Here is a 14,155-nt window from a genome sequence, read left to right as displayed (position 1 = left end):
CGGGCACAGCCCCCATCGTGGTACCGCGGTCGGCATTTCCGGCCCGCCGTTGGTACCCAGGTTCTACTGGCCATCGCTACGTAAGGGTGTTTCACCGACGCGAACGCCGCCCCGCCCGCCCGGGTCGGAGATCAGTTCAGCTCGACCCGCCGGGGCAGCTGTGCGGTGGACGGGGTGATGAGCTCGTCGGCGACCCAACGCGCGACGCCAGCGGGGTAGGGCGCCGGCAGTGTGAGCACGATGTGCCCGAAGCCGGCACCGATCGCCCTGCCGATGGCGTCCCGGGTGAGCCCGGGCTGGTCGTAGGAGACGGGCAGGTTGATCGAGCGGGTGATCGACGCTGGGTCGCGGCCGATTTCGGCGCAGTAGCGGTCCAGCAGGGCGCTGCGGCTGACGGCGTCGTCGATGTCTCCGCTGGCGATGTTCCAGATGTCCGCGTGCTCGGCGACCACCCGCAATGTGGCGGCGGAGCGGCCACCGACAACGATCGGCGGGTGCGGGCGCTGCACGGGCTTGGGGCTGGCGAAGGCTCCGGTGAGGTCGACGTACGTTCCGTGGAAGTCGAACGGCTCGTTGTCGGTCCAGAGCCGCCGGATGACCGTGAGCGCCTCGGCGAGGCTGCCCACGGCGTCGGCGGTGTCGGCGAAGGGCAGGCCGTGCGCGGCGTACTCCCGCCGGGCCAGGGGGTGACCAGGCCGTGACCCGACGCCGATGCCGAAGTCGAGGCGCCCGCCGGAGACGATGTCGACGACCGTGGCGATCTTGGCGAGCATCGCGGGAGGCCGGAAGCGGTTGCTGGTCACCATCACGCCCAGTCGCAGCCGCTCGGTCTGCGCGGCGAGGGCGGAGAGCAGTGTCCAGCCTTCGTACGCCGGTCCGCCCGGGTCGCCGCCGATGGGCATGAGGTGGTCGAACAGCCACGCGTGCTCGATCTCGGCGATGGCGTCCGCTTCCTGCCATACCCGCAGGATGTCGTGGTAGCCGACGTGCATCGGGGCGGTCATGAGCCCGAAGCTGGGCGAGGGCTTGCTTGGCATGGGTCCGTGCGTCCTTTCGGTGCCGAGCCTGGAAGATCTGGCGGGTCAGGCGGCAGTCGGACGCTCGGGCGCACGTCCGCCTGCCGCCTGGTCACTGGTGTGCCGGGTGGTCAGCGGCGGCGCAGTGTCGGCTCGAGCAGAGCGGGTGGGGTGTCGTTCTTTTCGTGGGCGGCGAGGTCGACACCGGGGGCCACGATCGCGTCGATGGCGTCCAGCACGTCGGCCGGGAGGACCGTGTCGGCGGCGGCGAGCTGCGAGCGGAGGTGGTCCGTCGTGCGGGGGCCGATGATCGCGCTGGTCACGCCCGGGTGCGCGGTGACGAAGCCGAGGGCGAGTTGGATGAGGCTGAGGCCGGCCTCGTCGGCGACTGTGGCGAGTTGCTCGACGGCGTCGAGCTTGGCGCGGTTGGCGGGGATGCTGATGTCGTAGCGCTGCTGCATGAAGCCCGAGCGGTTCGTGCTGATGTCCTGGCCGGCGCGGATCGCGCCGGACAGCCACCCCGATGCCAGCGGGCTCCAGGCGAGTACGCCCATGTCGTACTCCTGGGTCGTGGGCAGCACGTGTGCCTCGATGCCACGCTGCAGGATCGAGTAGTTCGGCTGCTCGGTCACGTAACGGCTCAGACGTCCCTCGCGGGCGGCCCACTGCGCCTGCACTATGCGGTAGGCGGGGAAGGTCGAGGAGCCGAAGTAGCGGATCTTGCCCGCGCGCTGCAGGTCCGTCAGCGCCGACAGCGTCTCGTCATCGCTGGTCGTCGGATCCCACCGGTGCATCTGGTAGAGGTCGACGTGGTCGACGCCGAGGCGGCGCAGGCTGTTCTCCAGCGCGGTGACCAGCCAGCGGCGTGAGCCGCCCCGCTGGTTGCGCTCGTCGCCCATCGGCAGGGTCGCCTTGGTGGCCAGGACGACGTCGTCGCGGCGACCGGCGATGGCCTTGCCGACCATCTCCTCGGACTGGCCGCCGCTGTAGACGTCGGCGGTGTCGATGAGATTGATCCCCGCCTCGAGCGCTGCGTCGACGATGGCGGTGGCGTCCTGCTGGGTGGTGTTACCGATCCTGCCGAAGTTCATCGCGCCGAGTACGAGGGTGCTGACCTGCACGCCGGTGCGGCCCAAGGTGCGGTACTGCATGACTGGTCTCCTTCACGTCCGGCGGTCCACGGTTTGGTGGCAGCCCGTCCGGTCAGTATGGTGAGCAAGCGGAACGCTGTTCCGATAACCAACATACGGAACTGTGTTCCGGTTGCCAAGTGACGTGACGGAGGTAACGCGACGTGGCCGACATCGACAACGGCTCGGCGCAACCGGCCCCGCGCAAGCGAGCCGACGCCCGGCGCAACGAGAGGGCCCTGCTCGACGCCGCCGCCGCGGCGTTCGTCACCTCCGGCGTCGACGTCCCCGTGCGGGACATCGCCGTCCGGGCGGGCGTCGGCGTGGGCACGATCTACCGCCACTTCCCCAGCCGGGCCGACCTCATCGTGGCCGTCTACCGGCACCAGATCGAGGCGTGCGCCGACGCGGGACCGGCCCTCCTGGCCGACAGCGACACCCCGTACGCCGCCCTGGCGCGGTGGATCGACCTGTTCGTCGACTTCCTGGTCACCAAACACGGCCTCGCCGCAGCGCTACAGTCCGACGACGCCACCTTCCAGACCCTGCACGCCTACTTCCTCGACCGGCTCGTCCCGGTCTGCGGCCAACTCCTCGACGCCACCGTCGCCGCCGACGAAATCCACCCCGACCTGGACGCCTACGGGCTGCTGCGCGGAGTCGGCAATCTCTGCATCGGCGCGGGCAACGACCCCCGCTACGACGCACGCCGCCTGGTCGACCTCCTCGTCGCCGGGCTTCGCGTCCGCTAGGTGCGGTGTTCAGGAACGTTCACCGGGTGTCCGCCGCCCGGGCTACGGGTGGCGATGGTGGCAGCCGCGACCAGGTCACGGCGCCCGGAAACCGGCGGTGCGGGCAGTGGTAGAGGTCTCCGGTGTGAAGTTCCAGCTTGGTCGCTGAACCACGCACCGGAGACCTCTCCGCAACATCGACGCCACCGACGAAACGCGACCTGGTCGGCCCGTTCTCAGAGCGCGGTGCCGCCCGAAGCGTCGATGACCTGACCGGTCACCCAGCGCCCCTCGTCGGAGGCGAGGAAGGCGATGATGCTGGCCACGTCGTCCGTCTCGCCGAGCCGGCCGAGGGCTACGCGTGCCGTCTGCTGCGCCGCGAGTTCCGGATTGTCGACCAGGTATTGGCTGTTCCGGGTCATGACGATGCCGGGTGACACCGAGTTGACGGTGATTCCGCGCGGGCCCAAATCCAGCGCCATGTCGTAGCTGAACCAGTTCAGCGCCGCCTTGCTGACGCCGTAGGCCAGCAGATCCGGGCTTCCGACTCTGGCCGCGGTGCTGGAGACGTTGATGATCCGGCCGCCGTCGCGCAGTCGCGGCAGCGCGAGCTTCGTGATGAAGAACGGCGCCTTCACGTTCACGGCCATCACCTGGTCGAACTCGTCCTCGGGGAGGTCGGCCAGCCGGGCGAAGCTTCCCCTGCCGGCGTTGTGGACGAGGATGTCGATCTTCCCGTCGGGCACGACTTCCCGGCCCGCCTTGTCGAAGGTTTCCCAGAAGCGAGCCGCGTCGCCGGGTGTGCCCAGCTCGGTGTGCACGGCGAAGGCACGTCCGCCGTCCTTGCGGATGCGCTCCACCGTGTCGCGGGCCGCCACCTCGTCGTGGCCGTAGCCGACGGCGACCGTCGCCCCGTCACGGGCGAACCGCTCGACGGTCGCCCGGCCGATCCCGTGACTGCCGCCGGTGACGACGGCCACTTTGTTCTCCAGTGCTCCTGACATGACCGCTCCTTTGTTGAATGATCGCTCAAGAGGAACCGTAGCTCGTTCTTGAGTGATCTACCAACAAGTCGCCGACCCACTTTTGAACGATCGCTCTAGAATGGGGTCATGGGCACACCAGAGGTACGGCGAGGCCGGCCGCCGACCTTCAACCGGGCGGCGGCACTGGCGGCCGCCACCCGCCTGTTCTGGGAGAACGGGTACGAGGGGACCTCGATCAACGACCTGACCCGGGAGATGGGCATCCGGCCCGGCAGCCTCTATGCGGCGTTCGGGGACAAGAGGTCTCTGTTCAACGAGGTCATCGAGGCGTACGGTCGCTCCCCGGCCGGCGAGTTCATCTGGGCCGCCATGGCCAGGGAGCCGACGGCCTTCGATGCTTTCCGCCGCATCCTGCTCGACGCGGCGGCGATGTACACCGACGCCGAGACGCCGGCCGGAAATCTGCTCTGCAGCGCGGCCGCGGCCGACACCGATGTCGCCACCTACATGCGCGACCTGCGCAACGCCAGCGTCGGCACCTTCGAGAAGCGCCTGACAACCGCCCGGCACGAGGGCGAAATACCGGCGACAGCCGACCCCCGCAAGCTTGCCGCGTATTTCACGGCCGTCATGCACGGCATGTCCCAGCGCGCCCGGGATGGCGCCACGGCGGCGGAGCTCACCGATACTGCGGAACTGGCCATGGCCGCCTGGCCGGCGCGCTGACCAGGCCGCGTACCGCACGGCCCGCAAGGCCGAGGACGGCATGGGAGCGCGCGGCCGCGGGTGGGCACGGTGGAAAGCACTGATCGTGTACGCCGACTGACCTCGTCAAGGTGGTAGCCGACGTGGGGCAGTTCGGATGTGCGGCCTACCCCTGTGAAGGACCGTCGTCGGCGGTGGCGGCGCGCAACTCCTTGAGCACGTACGTGGCTGCCTTCTCGACGACGCGGATGCCCTCCTTCTGGCTCACGTGATGGTCGGAGAGCACGGCGATCAGCCAGTCGTGACGAGCCTCGACGATCCGCCCGATGCTGTTGACCAGCCAGCGGCCCCCGTCGACGTCGGCGGTGTCCCAGCCGTTCTTGACGTACTCGGAACGACTGCCCGGCTCCCGCGCGGCGGTGACTCCCCATCGCTGCTCGGGGATCACCTTCTTCATGAGGCCCATGACGAAGGTACGGTCCTGCGGGGTCAGCGGTCCCGTCGGCGACGTCAGCGCGGCCAGTAGACGGAGCTGGTCGGCAGCCGTGGTCGTGGTGAGTCCCCAGTGCGTGTTGGGCTTGGTCTCGCGCAGACCGAGCACGCGGTTCGCGGCGGTGAGGCCACGCGAGCCCTCGATGCGCTGCCACAGGGCGACCGCCGCGTCGTTGTCACTGGACACGATCATGACCTCGGCCAACCGCCGGGTGTCAGAGCCCAGGGCCTTGCCCGGCGGGTTCTGGCGCAGCAGAAGGGCCGCGAGGATGTTGACCTTGACGATGCTGGCGGTCTCGAACCGTCTGGCGCCGACCGTCACCGCGGCCGTTCCTTGTCGGTCCAGTGCCGCGACCGCCAGGTGGCCGTCGTACCGCTGCACGTAGGCCTTGATGCGCGTTCTCGCCTGGTCGATCCGGTCGATGGCCGGCGTGGTGGGGATCGGGCTGGCCGGGGATGGACCGTGCGATGCCCCGGCCCCGGCCCCGTCGCGGTCGCGGGCGCGCGTGGCGCCGAAGGCGGCTGTCGCGACGCCGGCCAGTGACATGGTGGCTGCGGAGATGACCCAGCGGCGCGGCAGCTGCCGCCCTGCGCGTTCAGTCAAGGCGGGCCACCGCCCTCGCCGCGATCTCGTCCACCACGACCTGGCTGCCCGGATCGGGCAGGCGGACCGTCGAGACCGTCTCGCCTCGCTTGAGCATCAGGAAGTACGTGACGGTGTTCGGGGTGTCGGCGTGCGCGATGCGACCTCGAACGAGCATGCCGGTACCCCCCATATAGTGCGGGTCGACGACGTCGAACGAGACCTGTGATCCGAGGACCGGGTAGCTCGCGCACCGCAGGAGGACCCGACGGACGTCCTCGACGTTCCGCTCGGCCCATCCAGGTTCGTACGTCTCCACGACGTGGTGGGCCGGCGACGAGCCGTCAGACAGCCGGTAGTAGCGCTGCACGGCAGCGCGCCGATGTGACTTGGCCGGGTAGTCGCTGCTCTTGTAGTTGGGGCAGCTGCCCTGCTCCCACGGCCACTGCGGCAGACCGGTTCGCGCGTCGTCCGCATGCCAGTCCGCTCCCAGATCGCCCGCCACCAGCAGCCGGCTCGGATCGCCCCGTTCCGCGTTTGCGGTGTGCAGCTCGTCGGGGCCGACACCGGAGTCCCCCCGATGGCACCCTGCGGCCATCACCAGCAACGCCGACAGAACCGCGACCGCACCTCGGCCCCTGCCGCGAATCCGGCCTCGGCTCGTCCTGCTGCTCGATACGGACACCGAAAACCTCTCCCACACACAGATACTTGCCACCGCAGCTGGCGCTTCAGCCGACGACGCGTGGCGGCACCTTCGTCGCCGCCGCAGCACCGACGCGGCGGTTGCCGGCCGACGGTTCGACACCATCGGGATCCGCCACACCCCGGCCGCAGACGGGACCGGTCAATGGCGTTCCTCGGCGAACAGCTCGGAACGGGTCTCGCCGAGCAACTCGCGCAGGCGGTTGAGGGAGCGCATGCTCTGGCTCTTCACGACGGCGGTGGAGACGCCCACAACCTCGGCGGTTGCCTCCACGCTCAGGTCGTCCCAGTAGCGCAGGACGATGATCGCCCGGTCCCGTAGTGGCAGGGTGGCGACCGCGTCCAGCAACGTCATGCGCAGCTCGGCAGGGTGTTCCTCGCCCCGCTCCGGCGGCGCCGACATCGCCAACTCGCGGCTGGAGCGACGCCGTTGCTGGTCGATCATGCAGCGCAGCAGGATCTTGCGGGCGTACGCGTGGGGGTCGTCGGCCCGGCGGACCCGCCTCCAGTTGGCGTACACCTTGGCCAGCGTCGTCTGGGTGAGGTCCTGCGCGAGATGCCAGTCGCGGCACATCAGGAACGCGGCGTCGCGCAGCCGGCCGGCGGCCGCCTGCGCGAACTCCACGAAGTCTTCGTCAGCCATTCGACCGGGCCAGCTTCGGGAACCTCTTGGTCCCGTTGATGACGTACTCGGCCGGTAGTGTCGTTCCCCAGATCGGGTTGGCGGCGATCTCGATCGCCTCCTTCACGGAGAGGGCGGGCGGTGCCGGCACGGTTCCCTTGGCGTCCCAGACCAGACAGGTGGAGATCGTGAGATCAACCTGGAGGCCAGCGCGGTGGTGCACGGTGACCATCTGGTTCTGCACGCAGTTGTCGGGTACTTCGGTCAGCTCCACAGTCCCCGGGGCGGGGTCGCCGCCGAGGCGGTCCCGGTAGATGGCGAGCCGCAGCATGCCCGGTCCGTCGCCTCGGTCCAGGTAGAGCTGGACGTACGGCATCCCGGGCCCCGCCCCGCTGCTCTCCAGACTCGCATAGCCGCTGGTCCTCCCCTCGGGCAGCAGCCGGGTCAGCAGTTCCAGGGCACCCTGCGGTGTGGTGGTGAGCAGTTCGCCGTCCGGCCCCTCCCCGATCCTCACCGTGTCGATCACCGTGGTCGACGGGGTCGGCGACACTGATCGAAAGGGGTCTCGTCCGGCGCCCTGCTCGAACCCGCCCGGAGCACCACCGGAGGACCCAGCCGGGGACGGCGTGGCGGTGTCGACCGATCCGCTCGGCAGACCCACGTTCGGACCCCCGGGCTGACCGGCGTCATCCGCTCCGACGCCGAGCGGCCCGGCGGCCAGGCCGATCACGAGCAGCATCGCCAACGCCGATCCGCCGGCGCCGAACTGCGCCAGGCGACGCTGGCGACGAATTCGTCGGCCCTGCACCACCGACTGCTGGACCAGGTCACCCAGTGGCGGGGCGGGATGTTGGGCCAGGTCGTCCCGGAAACGCCCACGCACGTCGCCCATGTCCGTTGTCCCTCCTCGGCCGACCGCCGGCAGTGGCGATCCGTCACTGACCTGACGAGTTGGCCAGCCGATTTGGTTACCGGGTTTCGGCGCGAATTCTCAGCCGCCCGGTCGACTGACCGGGGTGCCTTCAGAACGCGCGCACCCAGCGACACAGAGTCACGTTTTCCCTGCCAGGGGCCGCTACCGCGGAAGGGCGGCGGGCGCGTCACGTCCCGCCAGTGCTAGGCGTCGTATCTGAAGGGATGTGCGGCTTGCCGGGAACAGCGCGCCGGACGTGGCAAGCCCAGCACCCGCCAGGAACTCCGAGCGTGGACCAATCTCACCGCCGACGACGGTGGGAAGTCGCTCGCTCCGACAACGTCTGGGCGAGGAACCACAACACCACCGACAACCCGGTGAACGTTAGTGGTCACAGCACTAGATGTGGAGCCTTGCGCGTACGGATACCGGCCGCTGCTGCGGCCACGGTGAGCAGCAGGCAGGTGACGCCGATGCCGAGCAGCGGGAGCCATGGGATGGTGATGGGCACGGCGACGCCGACCAGGTCGGCGGTGATGGCGCGGCGTACGAGCCAGCCGAGCAGCAGGGTGGTGGCACCGCCCAGCAGCAGGCCGGTGCCGCCGACGAGGGCGGCCTGCCAGATGGCTGCTCGCCGGACCTGGTCGGGGGTCGCGCCGAGGAACCGAACCAGGTCGCGTTGCCGGCGCCGCTGGGATCCGCCGATGAGGGTGGCGTTGACGATCGCGATGGCGGCGTAGAGGCCGGCCGGTCCGAGCAGGATGGTGAGGCCGAGGTTGTTGGCCTGGCGGGTCTGGGCCGTGGTGGCGTCGATCCAGTCGCCGGAGTCGAGCATCCGGCTGTCGGTGCCGGCGAGGGTGCGCTGGAGGGAGACGCGCGCCGCGGCGGCGTCGGCGCGCGGTAGGACGAAGACCGTCCCGGTGGCACGTTCGCTTGCGGGCGGGAGCAGGCCGGCCGGGATGACGAGATCGCCGTACAGGTCGGGTGCGTCGGGGATGACGGCGACGACCCGCAACGGGACCCGCTCGCCGGCGATCCAGACCGGGAGAGTGCCGCCCAGGCCGACGCCGGCGTCAATGACCCCCGAGGCGGTGACCGCCACCACGCGTCCCTGGAAGTCGTCGAGGGTGCCGCGGGTGGCGGTCAGGCCCCGGGCGGCGGAGGCGGTGACGGGGTCGAGGATCTCGACCTGATCGCGCACGCCGGGACGGCCCTCCTCGTCACGCTGGAGCATGCCCTGCCGGCGTACGTCGGCGATCGCGACGGCCTTGTCGGACGCGACCGCCGCCGCCGCGGCCGGACTGTCCGCCTCGACGACGAGCGGTGCGCGCAGCCGGGCCCGGTCCTGCGCGGTCGTCCAGTCGGCGAGGAAGCTGAGGGACAGCAGCAGCGACCCGGCGATGGCGGAGATGGCCACGACCGGGGCGGCGACCGCGGCGGTGGTGCGGGCGGCGGCACGCACCTCGTCGCGGGCCATCCGGGCCGTGACGTCCCGGGCGACGAACGGGCGGGCGAGCAGGGCGGCGAGCCGCGGGATGACGGCGTGGCCGATGCTCATCAGGCCAATCACGACCACCTCGGGCAGCAGGATGGAGGCGATCAGGGCGAACAGCGGCGGCATCTCGGCGACGACGACGACCACCACCACCAGGCCGCCGAAGCACAGCGTCGCGACGGCGAGCTGGAGAATGCTCGGCCGGGTTCGTTCGATCGTGGCCTCCCGCAGGGCGGCGCTCGGGGCGATCCGGGCGGCGCGGCGCGAGGATCGCCAGACCCCGAGGAGCGCGATCACGGCACCGGTGGGCACGGCGACCGCCCAGGCGATCCACGGGCGCGGCGCCCGAAGGTCGAGCGTGGTGATCCCGATGGCCTCCACCAGCCAGAGAACGGCGGGGGCCAGCGCCGTGCCGAGCAGACCGCCAACCGTGGTGGCCGCGGCCGCGACGACGAGGGACTCGCCCAGCAGAAGCCGGCGCACCTGCCCTGGCGTCGCGCCGACCAGGCGCAGCAGGCCGAGCTCGCGCCGGCGGCCGGCCACGACGAAGCCGAACGTGCTGCTGACCACGAACAGCGCCATGAACGCCGAGATCGCCGACATCATCCCGAACACCGCGGCCAGGTCGTCGAGTTGGGCGCGCTGGTCGGTGGTGACGCCGGGCCGGCCGCCGGTGGCGTCGACGCTCCCGAGGAGCGTCACGGTGACGGCGATCAGGACGACGCCGAACAGCAGCGCGACGAAGGCGCCCAGGTAGCCGCGCCATGAGCTGCGCACCGTCTGCCGGCTCAAAGTCAGCATCATCGCTCCAAGTCGGTCATCGTCGCGGCGATCTGAGCGGCGTCGGCGTGCGTGAGGTGACCGACGATCTGCCCGTCGGCGAGGAACAACACCGCGTCCGCGTACGAGGCAGCCAGTGGATCGTGGGTCACCATGACGACGCTCTGGCCGCCGTCGGCCAGCGAGCGCAGGAGTTCCAGCACGTCGCGTCCGGTGCCGCGGTCCAGGGCGCCGGTGGGTTCATCGGCGAACAGGACGTCGGGCCGACCGTGCAGCGCCCGGGCGATCGCGACCCGCTGTTGCTGGCCGCCGGACAGCTCCGATGGCCGGCGCCTGGCGTGTTCGGCAAGGCCGACGTGAGCCAGGGCGGTCTGCACGGCGGCCGGGTCGACACGGCGTCCGGCCAGGCGGGCGGGAAGCGCGACGTTTTCGAACGCGGTGAGCGCGTCGAGAAGGTTGTAGGACTGGAAGACGAACGCCATCGACGTGCGCCGGAAGCGGGTCAGCGCGGTCTCGTCCAGCTTGTCGAGCTGAGTGTCGCCGACGAGCACCCGCCCGCCGGTCGGCCGGTCGAGGCCCGCGGCGAGCTGCAGCAGGGTGGATTTTCCGGAGCCGGACGGTCCCATGATCGCGGTGAACGTGCCGCGTTGGAACACATGGGTGACGCCGCGCAGCGCATGCACCGTGCCGGCGCGCGAGCGGTAGGTGCGGGTGAGGCCGTCGAGCGTGACGGCCGCCGGGGATGCCTGGTTCATGCCCTGAGTACACCTGCCGGCGCGGCCCACCACACGGGCTTCGACGCGACTTCGGGGGTAGCGCGCACGCTACCCCGCCCGGCCGGTGCGAACCGTAGGGTTGGGCACGTGGATGATGCCTGGACAGCCGTACGGGGACGCCCCACGCGGTTTCTGGCGTCGGTGTGGCCGTGGCGCTCACTCGCGTACGTGGCCACCACCGTGCCCATCGGTCTCGGCTGGCTGATCCTCCTGCTCGTCGTACTCACAGTGGGCGTGGCCACGATCGTGGTGGTCGCGGGACTGTTCGTGCTCGCCGGCCTTCCGACGCTCACGCACCTCGCCGCCGCGGGCGAGCGGCGCCGGCTCCAGCTGATCTTTCCCGGGCGGCCGGTGAGCCGGTTACCTGCGCCGCGCGATCGGAAACATGGCGGCGTGGCCTGGCCGGAGACGGGCGCCACGGTCCTGCTGGTGACGCTGTTCTGGCTCGTGGACGCCGCGGTGGTGGTGCTGCTGACGGCTGCGGTCGTGCTGATCCTCGCTCCGGTGCTGGTCCGTCACGACGTGGTCGAGGTCGCCGGGTGGCGGGTGGGCAACACCGGTGAGGCGTGGTTGGCGGTGCTCGCCGGCATCCTCACACTCGTCCTGCTGGCGTACGCGGTCACCGCGCTGGCCTGCGGCCAGGCCGCCCTGGTGCGGCACCTGCTGGACCCGCCCGAAGCCCAACTGGCCGAAGCGGTCCAGCAGCTGCGCCGCTCCCGAAGCGGGCTGGTCGACGCGTTCGAAACCGAACGCCGCCGGATCGAGCGCGATCTCCACGACGGCGTCCAACAGCGCCTCGTCGCGCTGACCATGACACTGGGCAGCGCCGAACTGGACCTGACCGACGGCCCCGGCCTCGACCTCGTGCGCGAGGCCCATCAGCAGGCCGAACAGGCCCTCGCCGACCTGCGCACCACGATCCGGGGCATCCACCCCCAGGTACTGACCGACCATGGTCTCGCCGCGGCCGTGCACGAGATCGCCGGTCGGTCACCGGTCCCGGTCCACCTCGATCTCGCCCTCGACGGCCGGCTTCCCCCGGCCGTCGAGGCCGCGGCCTACTTCTTCGTCAGCGAAAACCTCACCAACGTCGCCCGCCACTCCCGGGCCCGATCGGCACAGGTGCACGCGTGGACCGAGGACCACGCACTCATCGTCTCGGTGGTGGACGACGGCGTCGGCGGCGCTGACCCGCAGGCCGGCACCGGCCTCGCCGGACTGCGCGCCCGGCTCGACGCCCTCGACGGCGACCTGCACATCACCAGCCCCGCCGGCGGCCCGACCCAGGTGAGGATGACGTGCCCGATCCACTGACGCCGCCGCCGAAGGCACTGCGCATCGTGGTCGCCGAGGACGCGGCCCTGCTCCGCGAAGGGTTGGTCCGAATCCTCGAACGCGCTGGCCACGACATCGTCGCGGCCGTCGCAGACGCGCCGGCCCTGCTCACGTACGCGGCCAACTGCCGCCCCGACCTCGTCGTCACCGACATCCGCATGCCACCCACCCACACCGACGAGGGCCTGCGCGCGGCGGCCACCATCCGAGCCGCCCATCCCGGCATCGCGATCCTGCTGCTGTCCGCCTATGTCGCCGACGCCTACGCCGACGAGCTGCTCGACTCCGCCCCCGGCGGCGGCATCGGCTATCTGCTCAAGGACCGGGTCGGGCACGTACGCGACTTCCTCGACAGCGTCGACCGTGTCGCCGCGGGCGGCACGGTCATCGACGCCGAGGTCGTCCGCCAGCTCGTCGTCCGCCGGCACACCGACGGTCCGCTCGCCGGCCTCACCGAACGCGAACTGGAGGTGCTGGCGCTCATGGCCGAAGGCCACACCAACCACGCGATTGCCGGCAAGCTGTTCGTCAGCGAGGCCGCGGTGCGCAAGCACATCGGCAACATCTTCGCCAAGCTCCCCCTCGACCCGCACTCGGACCGCCGGGTGTCGGCCGTTCTCACCTACCTTCGCGGCTGACCGAACGGGATCGAGCACGCCTGTCAGGCGTGCCATCGGATCGGCCGGACCGCGGGTGCCGCGTGCGTCGGGGGCGTGGAAATGGAGCTGGTCGAAGTCGACGTCGACCTGGTCACCGATCCCGTCCTCGGGCGCGCGGTCGAAGCACTCGACGCGTGGCGCATTCGCTGGTTCCTCGACGAGACCGCCGATGACGGCTACAACCATGAGGACATCGTCGAGGCGTGTATCCGCCCTGCCCGCGAGGGTTACCTACGCGAGGTGGTCGAGGGCCGTTGGAGGCGCCAGCTTCAAGACCACGAAGTCGAGCACGATCTTCATGGCTTCGCTCGACGTCCGCACCCCTGCGGCGGTCCGGCGGCAGCCCGGCTTCGTGAGAATCCGGGCTACCGCCGGGCGTACGCCCGTTGACCAGGCCGCTTACTGCGGCAGGCGGATTACCGGTGAAGTCAGGCGAAGAGATTGCCGGTGATGTCGGCGTAGAAGTCGGCGGGATCGCGGGAGAGGGAGGCCTTGACGTTGGCGGTGGGCTTGTCAGCGATGACTTCGATCTTGCCTGCTTCCAGTCCGTCGAGGGCCTGGGCGACCACCTCGTGGGGCGCGAGCTTGGGGATGTCGAAGCCCGCCATCATGTCCGTGTCGGCGATCGCCAGCGCCAAGGCGGTGACCAGAGTCTTCTGGTCGGCCAACTCGAGTCGGATGCCGTTCGTCAGGGACCACTCCGCGGCCTTGGAGGCGGCGTAGCCGTTGCTGCCGGGGCTGAAGGTGTACCAGCTCAGCGCCGAGATGACGTTGAGGATGGCGCCGCCGGCCAGCCTGGGCGCGAAGGCGCGGGTGACGTTGAGAGTGCCCCAGAAGTTGGTGTCGAGGTCGCGGCGGATGTTCTCCGTGGAGGGGCCGAGCAGCGGGGCTTCGGTGGAGGTGCCGGCGTTGTTGATGAGGATGTCGAGGTCGCCCACCTTTCCTGCGGCGGCCTCGATGGACGCGGGATCCGTGATGTCCAGCTGGAGCGCGATGGCACCGGGAATGTCGATGCTTTCCAGGCGGCGGGCGGTCGCATAGACGGTGGCGCCCCGGGCGAGGAGGGCCTCGGCGAAGGCCTTGCCGAGGCCGCGGTTAGCTCCGGTCACGAGGGCTGTTGAGCCGTTGATGTGCATATCGCCACGCTAAAACCTCACGTTGACGTCAGGGGCAAACTTGTGCGAGGTGAATCACGCTCGCCCGTGTCGGCGGCGCTCGGCTCAGGGG

The 14,155-nt window shown here is 70.5% G+C and carries 15 protein-coding genes; 5 read left to right on the top strand and 10 right to left on the bottom strand.

What is annotated here, in order from left to right:
- Window positions 1–131: 131 nt before the first annotated feature.
- Window positions 132–1,037, bottom strand: coding sequence for an LLM class flavin-dependent oxidoreductase (locus AB0O48_RS16960; protein WP_357570444.1), 906 nt, complete (start codon window positions 1,035–1,037; stop codon window positions 132–134).
- Window positions 1,038–1,147: 110 nt separating this feature from the next.
- Window positions 1,148–2,167 carry an aldo/keto reductase gene (locus AB0O48_RS16955; protein WP_365066508.1) on the bottom strand — a complete coding sequence of 340 codons (1,020 nt, stop codon included), beginning with the start codon at window positions 2,165–2,167 and terminating at the stop codon, window positions 1,148–1,150.
- A 152-nt stretch (window positions 2,168–2,319) separates the two neighbouring features.
- Between AB0O48_RS16955 and AB0O48_RS16950 the strand changes: the two genes are divergently transcribed.
- Window positions 2,320–2,898 (top strand): TetR/AcrR family transcriptional regulator, encoded by a 579-nt coding sequence (locus AB0O48_RS16950; protein ID WP_357240676.1) that lies wholly within the window; start codon window positions 2,320–2,322, stop codon window positions 2,896–2,898.
- A 215-nt stretch (window positions 2,899–3,113) separates the two neighbouring features.
- Here AB0O48_RS16950 and AB0O48_RS16945 read toward each other — a convergent pair whose 3' ends face one another.
- Window positions 3,114–3,881 carry an SDR family oxidoreductase gene (locus AB0O48_RS16945; protein ID WP_357240352.1) on the bottom strand — a complete coding sequence of 256 codons (768 nt, stop codon included), beginning with the start codon at window positions 3,879–3,881 and terminating at the stop codon, window positions 3,114–3,116.
- 108 nt (window positions 3,882–3,989) lie between these two features.
- On the opposite strand from AB0O48_RS16945, the gene AB0O48_RS16940 reads away from it, so the two are divergent.
- Entirely contained in the window at window positions 3,990–4,589 is a 600-nt protein-coding gene (locus AB0O48_RS16940; RefSeq protein WP_357240349.1) for a TetR/AcrR family transcriptional regulator, read from the top strand.
- Between the two features lie 145 nt (window positions 4,590–4,734).
- On the opposite strand, the gene AB0O48_RS16935 is transcribed toward AB0O48_RS16940, so the two are convergent.
- The 6 genes from AB0O48_RS16935 to AB0O48_RS16910 all read right to left on the bottom strand — a co-directional run bounded on the left by AB0O48_RS16935 (window position 4,735) and on the right by AB0O48_RS16910 (window position 10,913).
- The gene (locus AB0O48_RS16935; RefSeq protein WP_365066504.1) at window positions 4,735–5,664 is read right to left on the bottom strand and encodes a serine hydrolase; all 930 of its coding nucleotides are present in this window, start codon (window positions 5,662–5,664) and stop codon (window positions 4,735–4,737) included.
- Window positions 5,657–6,241, bottom strand: a complete 585-nt coding sequence (locus tag AB0O48_RS16930) for a hypothetical protein (RefSeq protein ID WP_365066501.1) — start codon at window positions 6,239–6,241, stop codon at window positions 5,657–5,659. The genes AB0O48_RS16935 and AB0O48_RS16930 overlap by 8 nt, the downstream gene beginning before the upstream one ends.
- Before the next feature lie 249 nt (window positions 6,242–6,490).
- Window positions 6,491–6,991, bottom strand: a complete 501-nt coding sequence (locus AB0O48_RS16925; RefSeq protein ID WP_357240339.1) for a SigE family RNA polymerase sigma factor — start codon at window positions 6,989–6,991, stop codon at window positions 6,491–6,493.
- Window positions 6,984–7,862, bottom strand: coding sequence for a hypothetical protein (locus AB0O48_RS16920; RefSeq protein ID WP_357240336.1), 879 nt, complete (start codon window positions 7,860–7,862; stop codon window positions 6,984–6,986). Before AB0O48_RS16920 ends, AB0O48_RS16925 begins: the two co-directional genes overlap by 8 nt.
- Before the next feature lie 412 nt (window positions 7,863–8,274).
- The gene (locus AB0O48_RS16915) at window positions 8,275–10,179 is read right to left on the bottom strand and encodes an FtsX-like permease family protein (protein WP_357570442.1); all 1,905 of its coding nucleotides are present in this window, start codon (window positions 10,177–10,179) and stop codon (window positions 8,275–8,277) included.
- Window positions 10,179–10,913, bottom strand: a complete 735-nt coding sequence (locus AB0O48_RS16910; protein ID WP_357240331.1) for an ABC transporter ATP-binding protein — start codon at window positions 10,911–10,913, stop codon at window positions 10,179–10,181. The genes AB0O48_RS16915 and AB0O48_RS16910 overlap by 1 nt, the downstream gene beginning before the upstream one ends.
- A 108-nt stretch (window positions 10,914–11,021) precedes the next feature.
- Here AB0O48_RS16910 and AB0O48_RS16905 point away from each other — a divergent pair, with 108 nt between their 5' ends.
- From AB0O48_RS16905 to AB0O48_RS16895, 3 genes are all read left to right on the top strand, one after another.
- Window positions 11,022–12,248 (top strand): histidine kinase, encoded by a 1,227-nt coding sequence (locus tag AB0O48_RS16905; protein WP_357240328.1) that lies wholly within the window; start codon window positions 11,022–11,024, stop codon window positions 12,246–12,248.
- 17 nt (window positions 12,249–12,265) lie between these two features.
- Window positions 12,266–12,907: a response regulator transcription factor gene (locus AB0O48_RS16900; protein ID WP_357240673.1), complete on the top strand. Its 642-nt coding sequence runs from the start codon at window positions 12,266–12,268 to the stop codon at window positions 12,905–12,907.
- Between the two features lie 75 nt (window positions 12,908–12,982).
- On the top strand, window positions 12,983–13,318 hold the full coding sequence (locus AB0O48_RS16895) for a hypothetical protein (RefSeq protein WP_365066496.1): 336 nt from the start codon (window positions 12,983–12,985) through the stop codon (window positions 13,316–13,318).
- A gap of 38 nt (window positions 13,319–13,356) precedes the next feature.
- Here the strand turns inward: AB0O48_RS16895 and AB0O48_RS16890 are convergent, their stop codons facing one another.
- Entirely contained in the window at window positions 13,357–14,064 is a 708-nt protein-coding gene (locus tag AB0O48_RS16890; protein ID WP_365066493.1) for an SDR family oxidoreductase, read from the bottom strand.
- Window positions 14,065–14,155 lie beyond the last annotated feature (91 nt).

The sequence above is a fragment of the Micromonospora sp. NPDC085948 genome (genome assembly GCF_040686315.1).
GTDB lineage: Bacteria > Actinomycetota > Actinomycetes > Mycobacteriales > Micromonosporaceae > Micromonospora.
The sequence above is the reverse complement of the archived record's forward strand: the minus strand, read 5'-3'. Positions and strand labels throughout refer to the sequence as shown.

What these genes read in the sequence shown, in the direction of transcription:
- AB0O48_RS16960 (WP_357570444.1), bottom strand. Translation starts at nt 1,037, where the DNA reads ATGCCAAGCAAGCCCTCGCCCAGCTTCGGGCTCATGACCGCCCCGATG.
- AB0O48_RS16955 (WP_365066508.1), bottom strand. Translation starts at nt 2,167, where the DNA reads ATGCAGTACCGCACCTTGGGCCGCACCGGCGTGCAGGTCAGCACCCTC.
- AB0O48_RS16945 (WP_357240352.1), bottom strand. Translation starts at nt 3,881, where the DNA reads ATGTCAGGAGCACTGGAGAACAAAGTGGCCGTCGTCACCGGCGGCAGT.
- AB0O48_RS16940 (WP_357240349.1), top strand. Translation starts at nt 3,990, where the DNA reads ATGGGCACACCAGAGGTACGGCGAGGCCGGCCGCCGACCTTCAACCGG.
- AB0O48_RS16930 (WP_365066501.1), bottom strand. Translation starts at nt 6,241, where the DNA reads ATGGCCGCAGGGTGCCATCGGGGGGACTCCGGTGTCGGCCCCGACGAG.
- AB0O48_RS16925 (WP_357240339.1), bottom strand. Translation starts at nt 6,991, where the DNA reads ATGGCTGACGAAGACTTCGTGGAGTTCGCGCAGGCGGCCGCCGGCCGG.
- AB0O48_RS16920 (WP_357240336.1), bottom strand. Translation starts at nt 7,862, where the DNA reads ATGGGCGACGTGCGTGGGCGTTTCCGGGACGACCTGGCCCAACATCCC.
- AB0O48_RS16915 (WP_357570442.1), bottom strand. Translation starts at nt 10,179, where the DNA reads ATGCTGACTTTGAGCCGGCAGACGGTGCGCAGCTCATGGCGCGGCTAC.
- AB0O48_RS16910 (WP_357240331.1), bottom strand. Translation starts at nt 10,913, where the DNA reads ATGAACCAGGCATCCCCGGCGGCCGTCACGCTCGACGGCCTCACCCGC.
- AB0O48_RS16890 (WP_365066493.1), bottom strand. Translation starts at nt 14,064, where the DNA reads ATGCACATCAACGGCTCAACAGCCCTCGTGACCGGAGCTAACCGCGGC.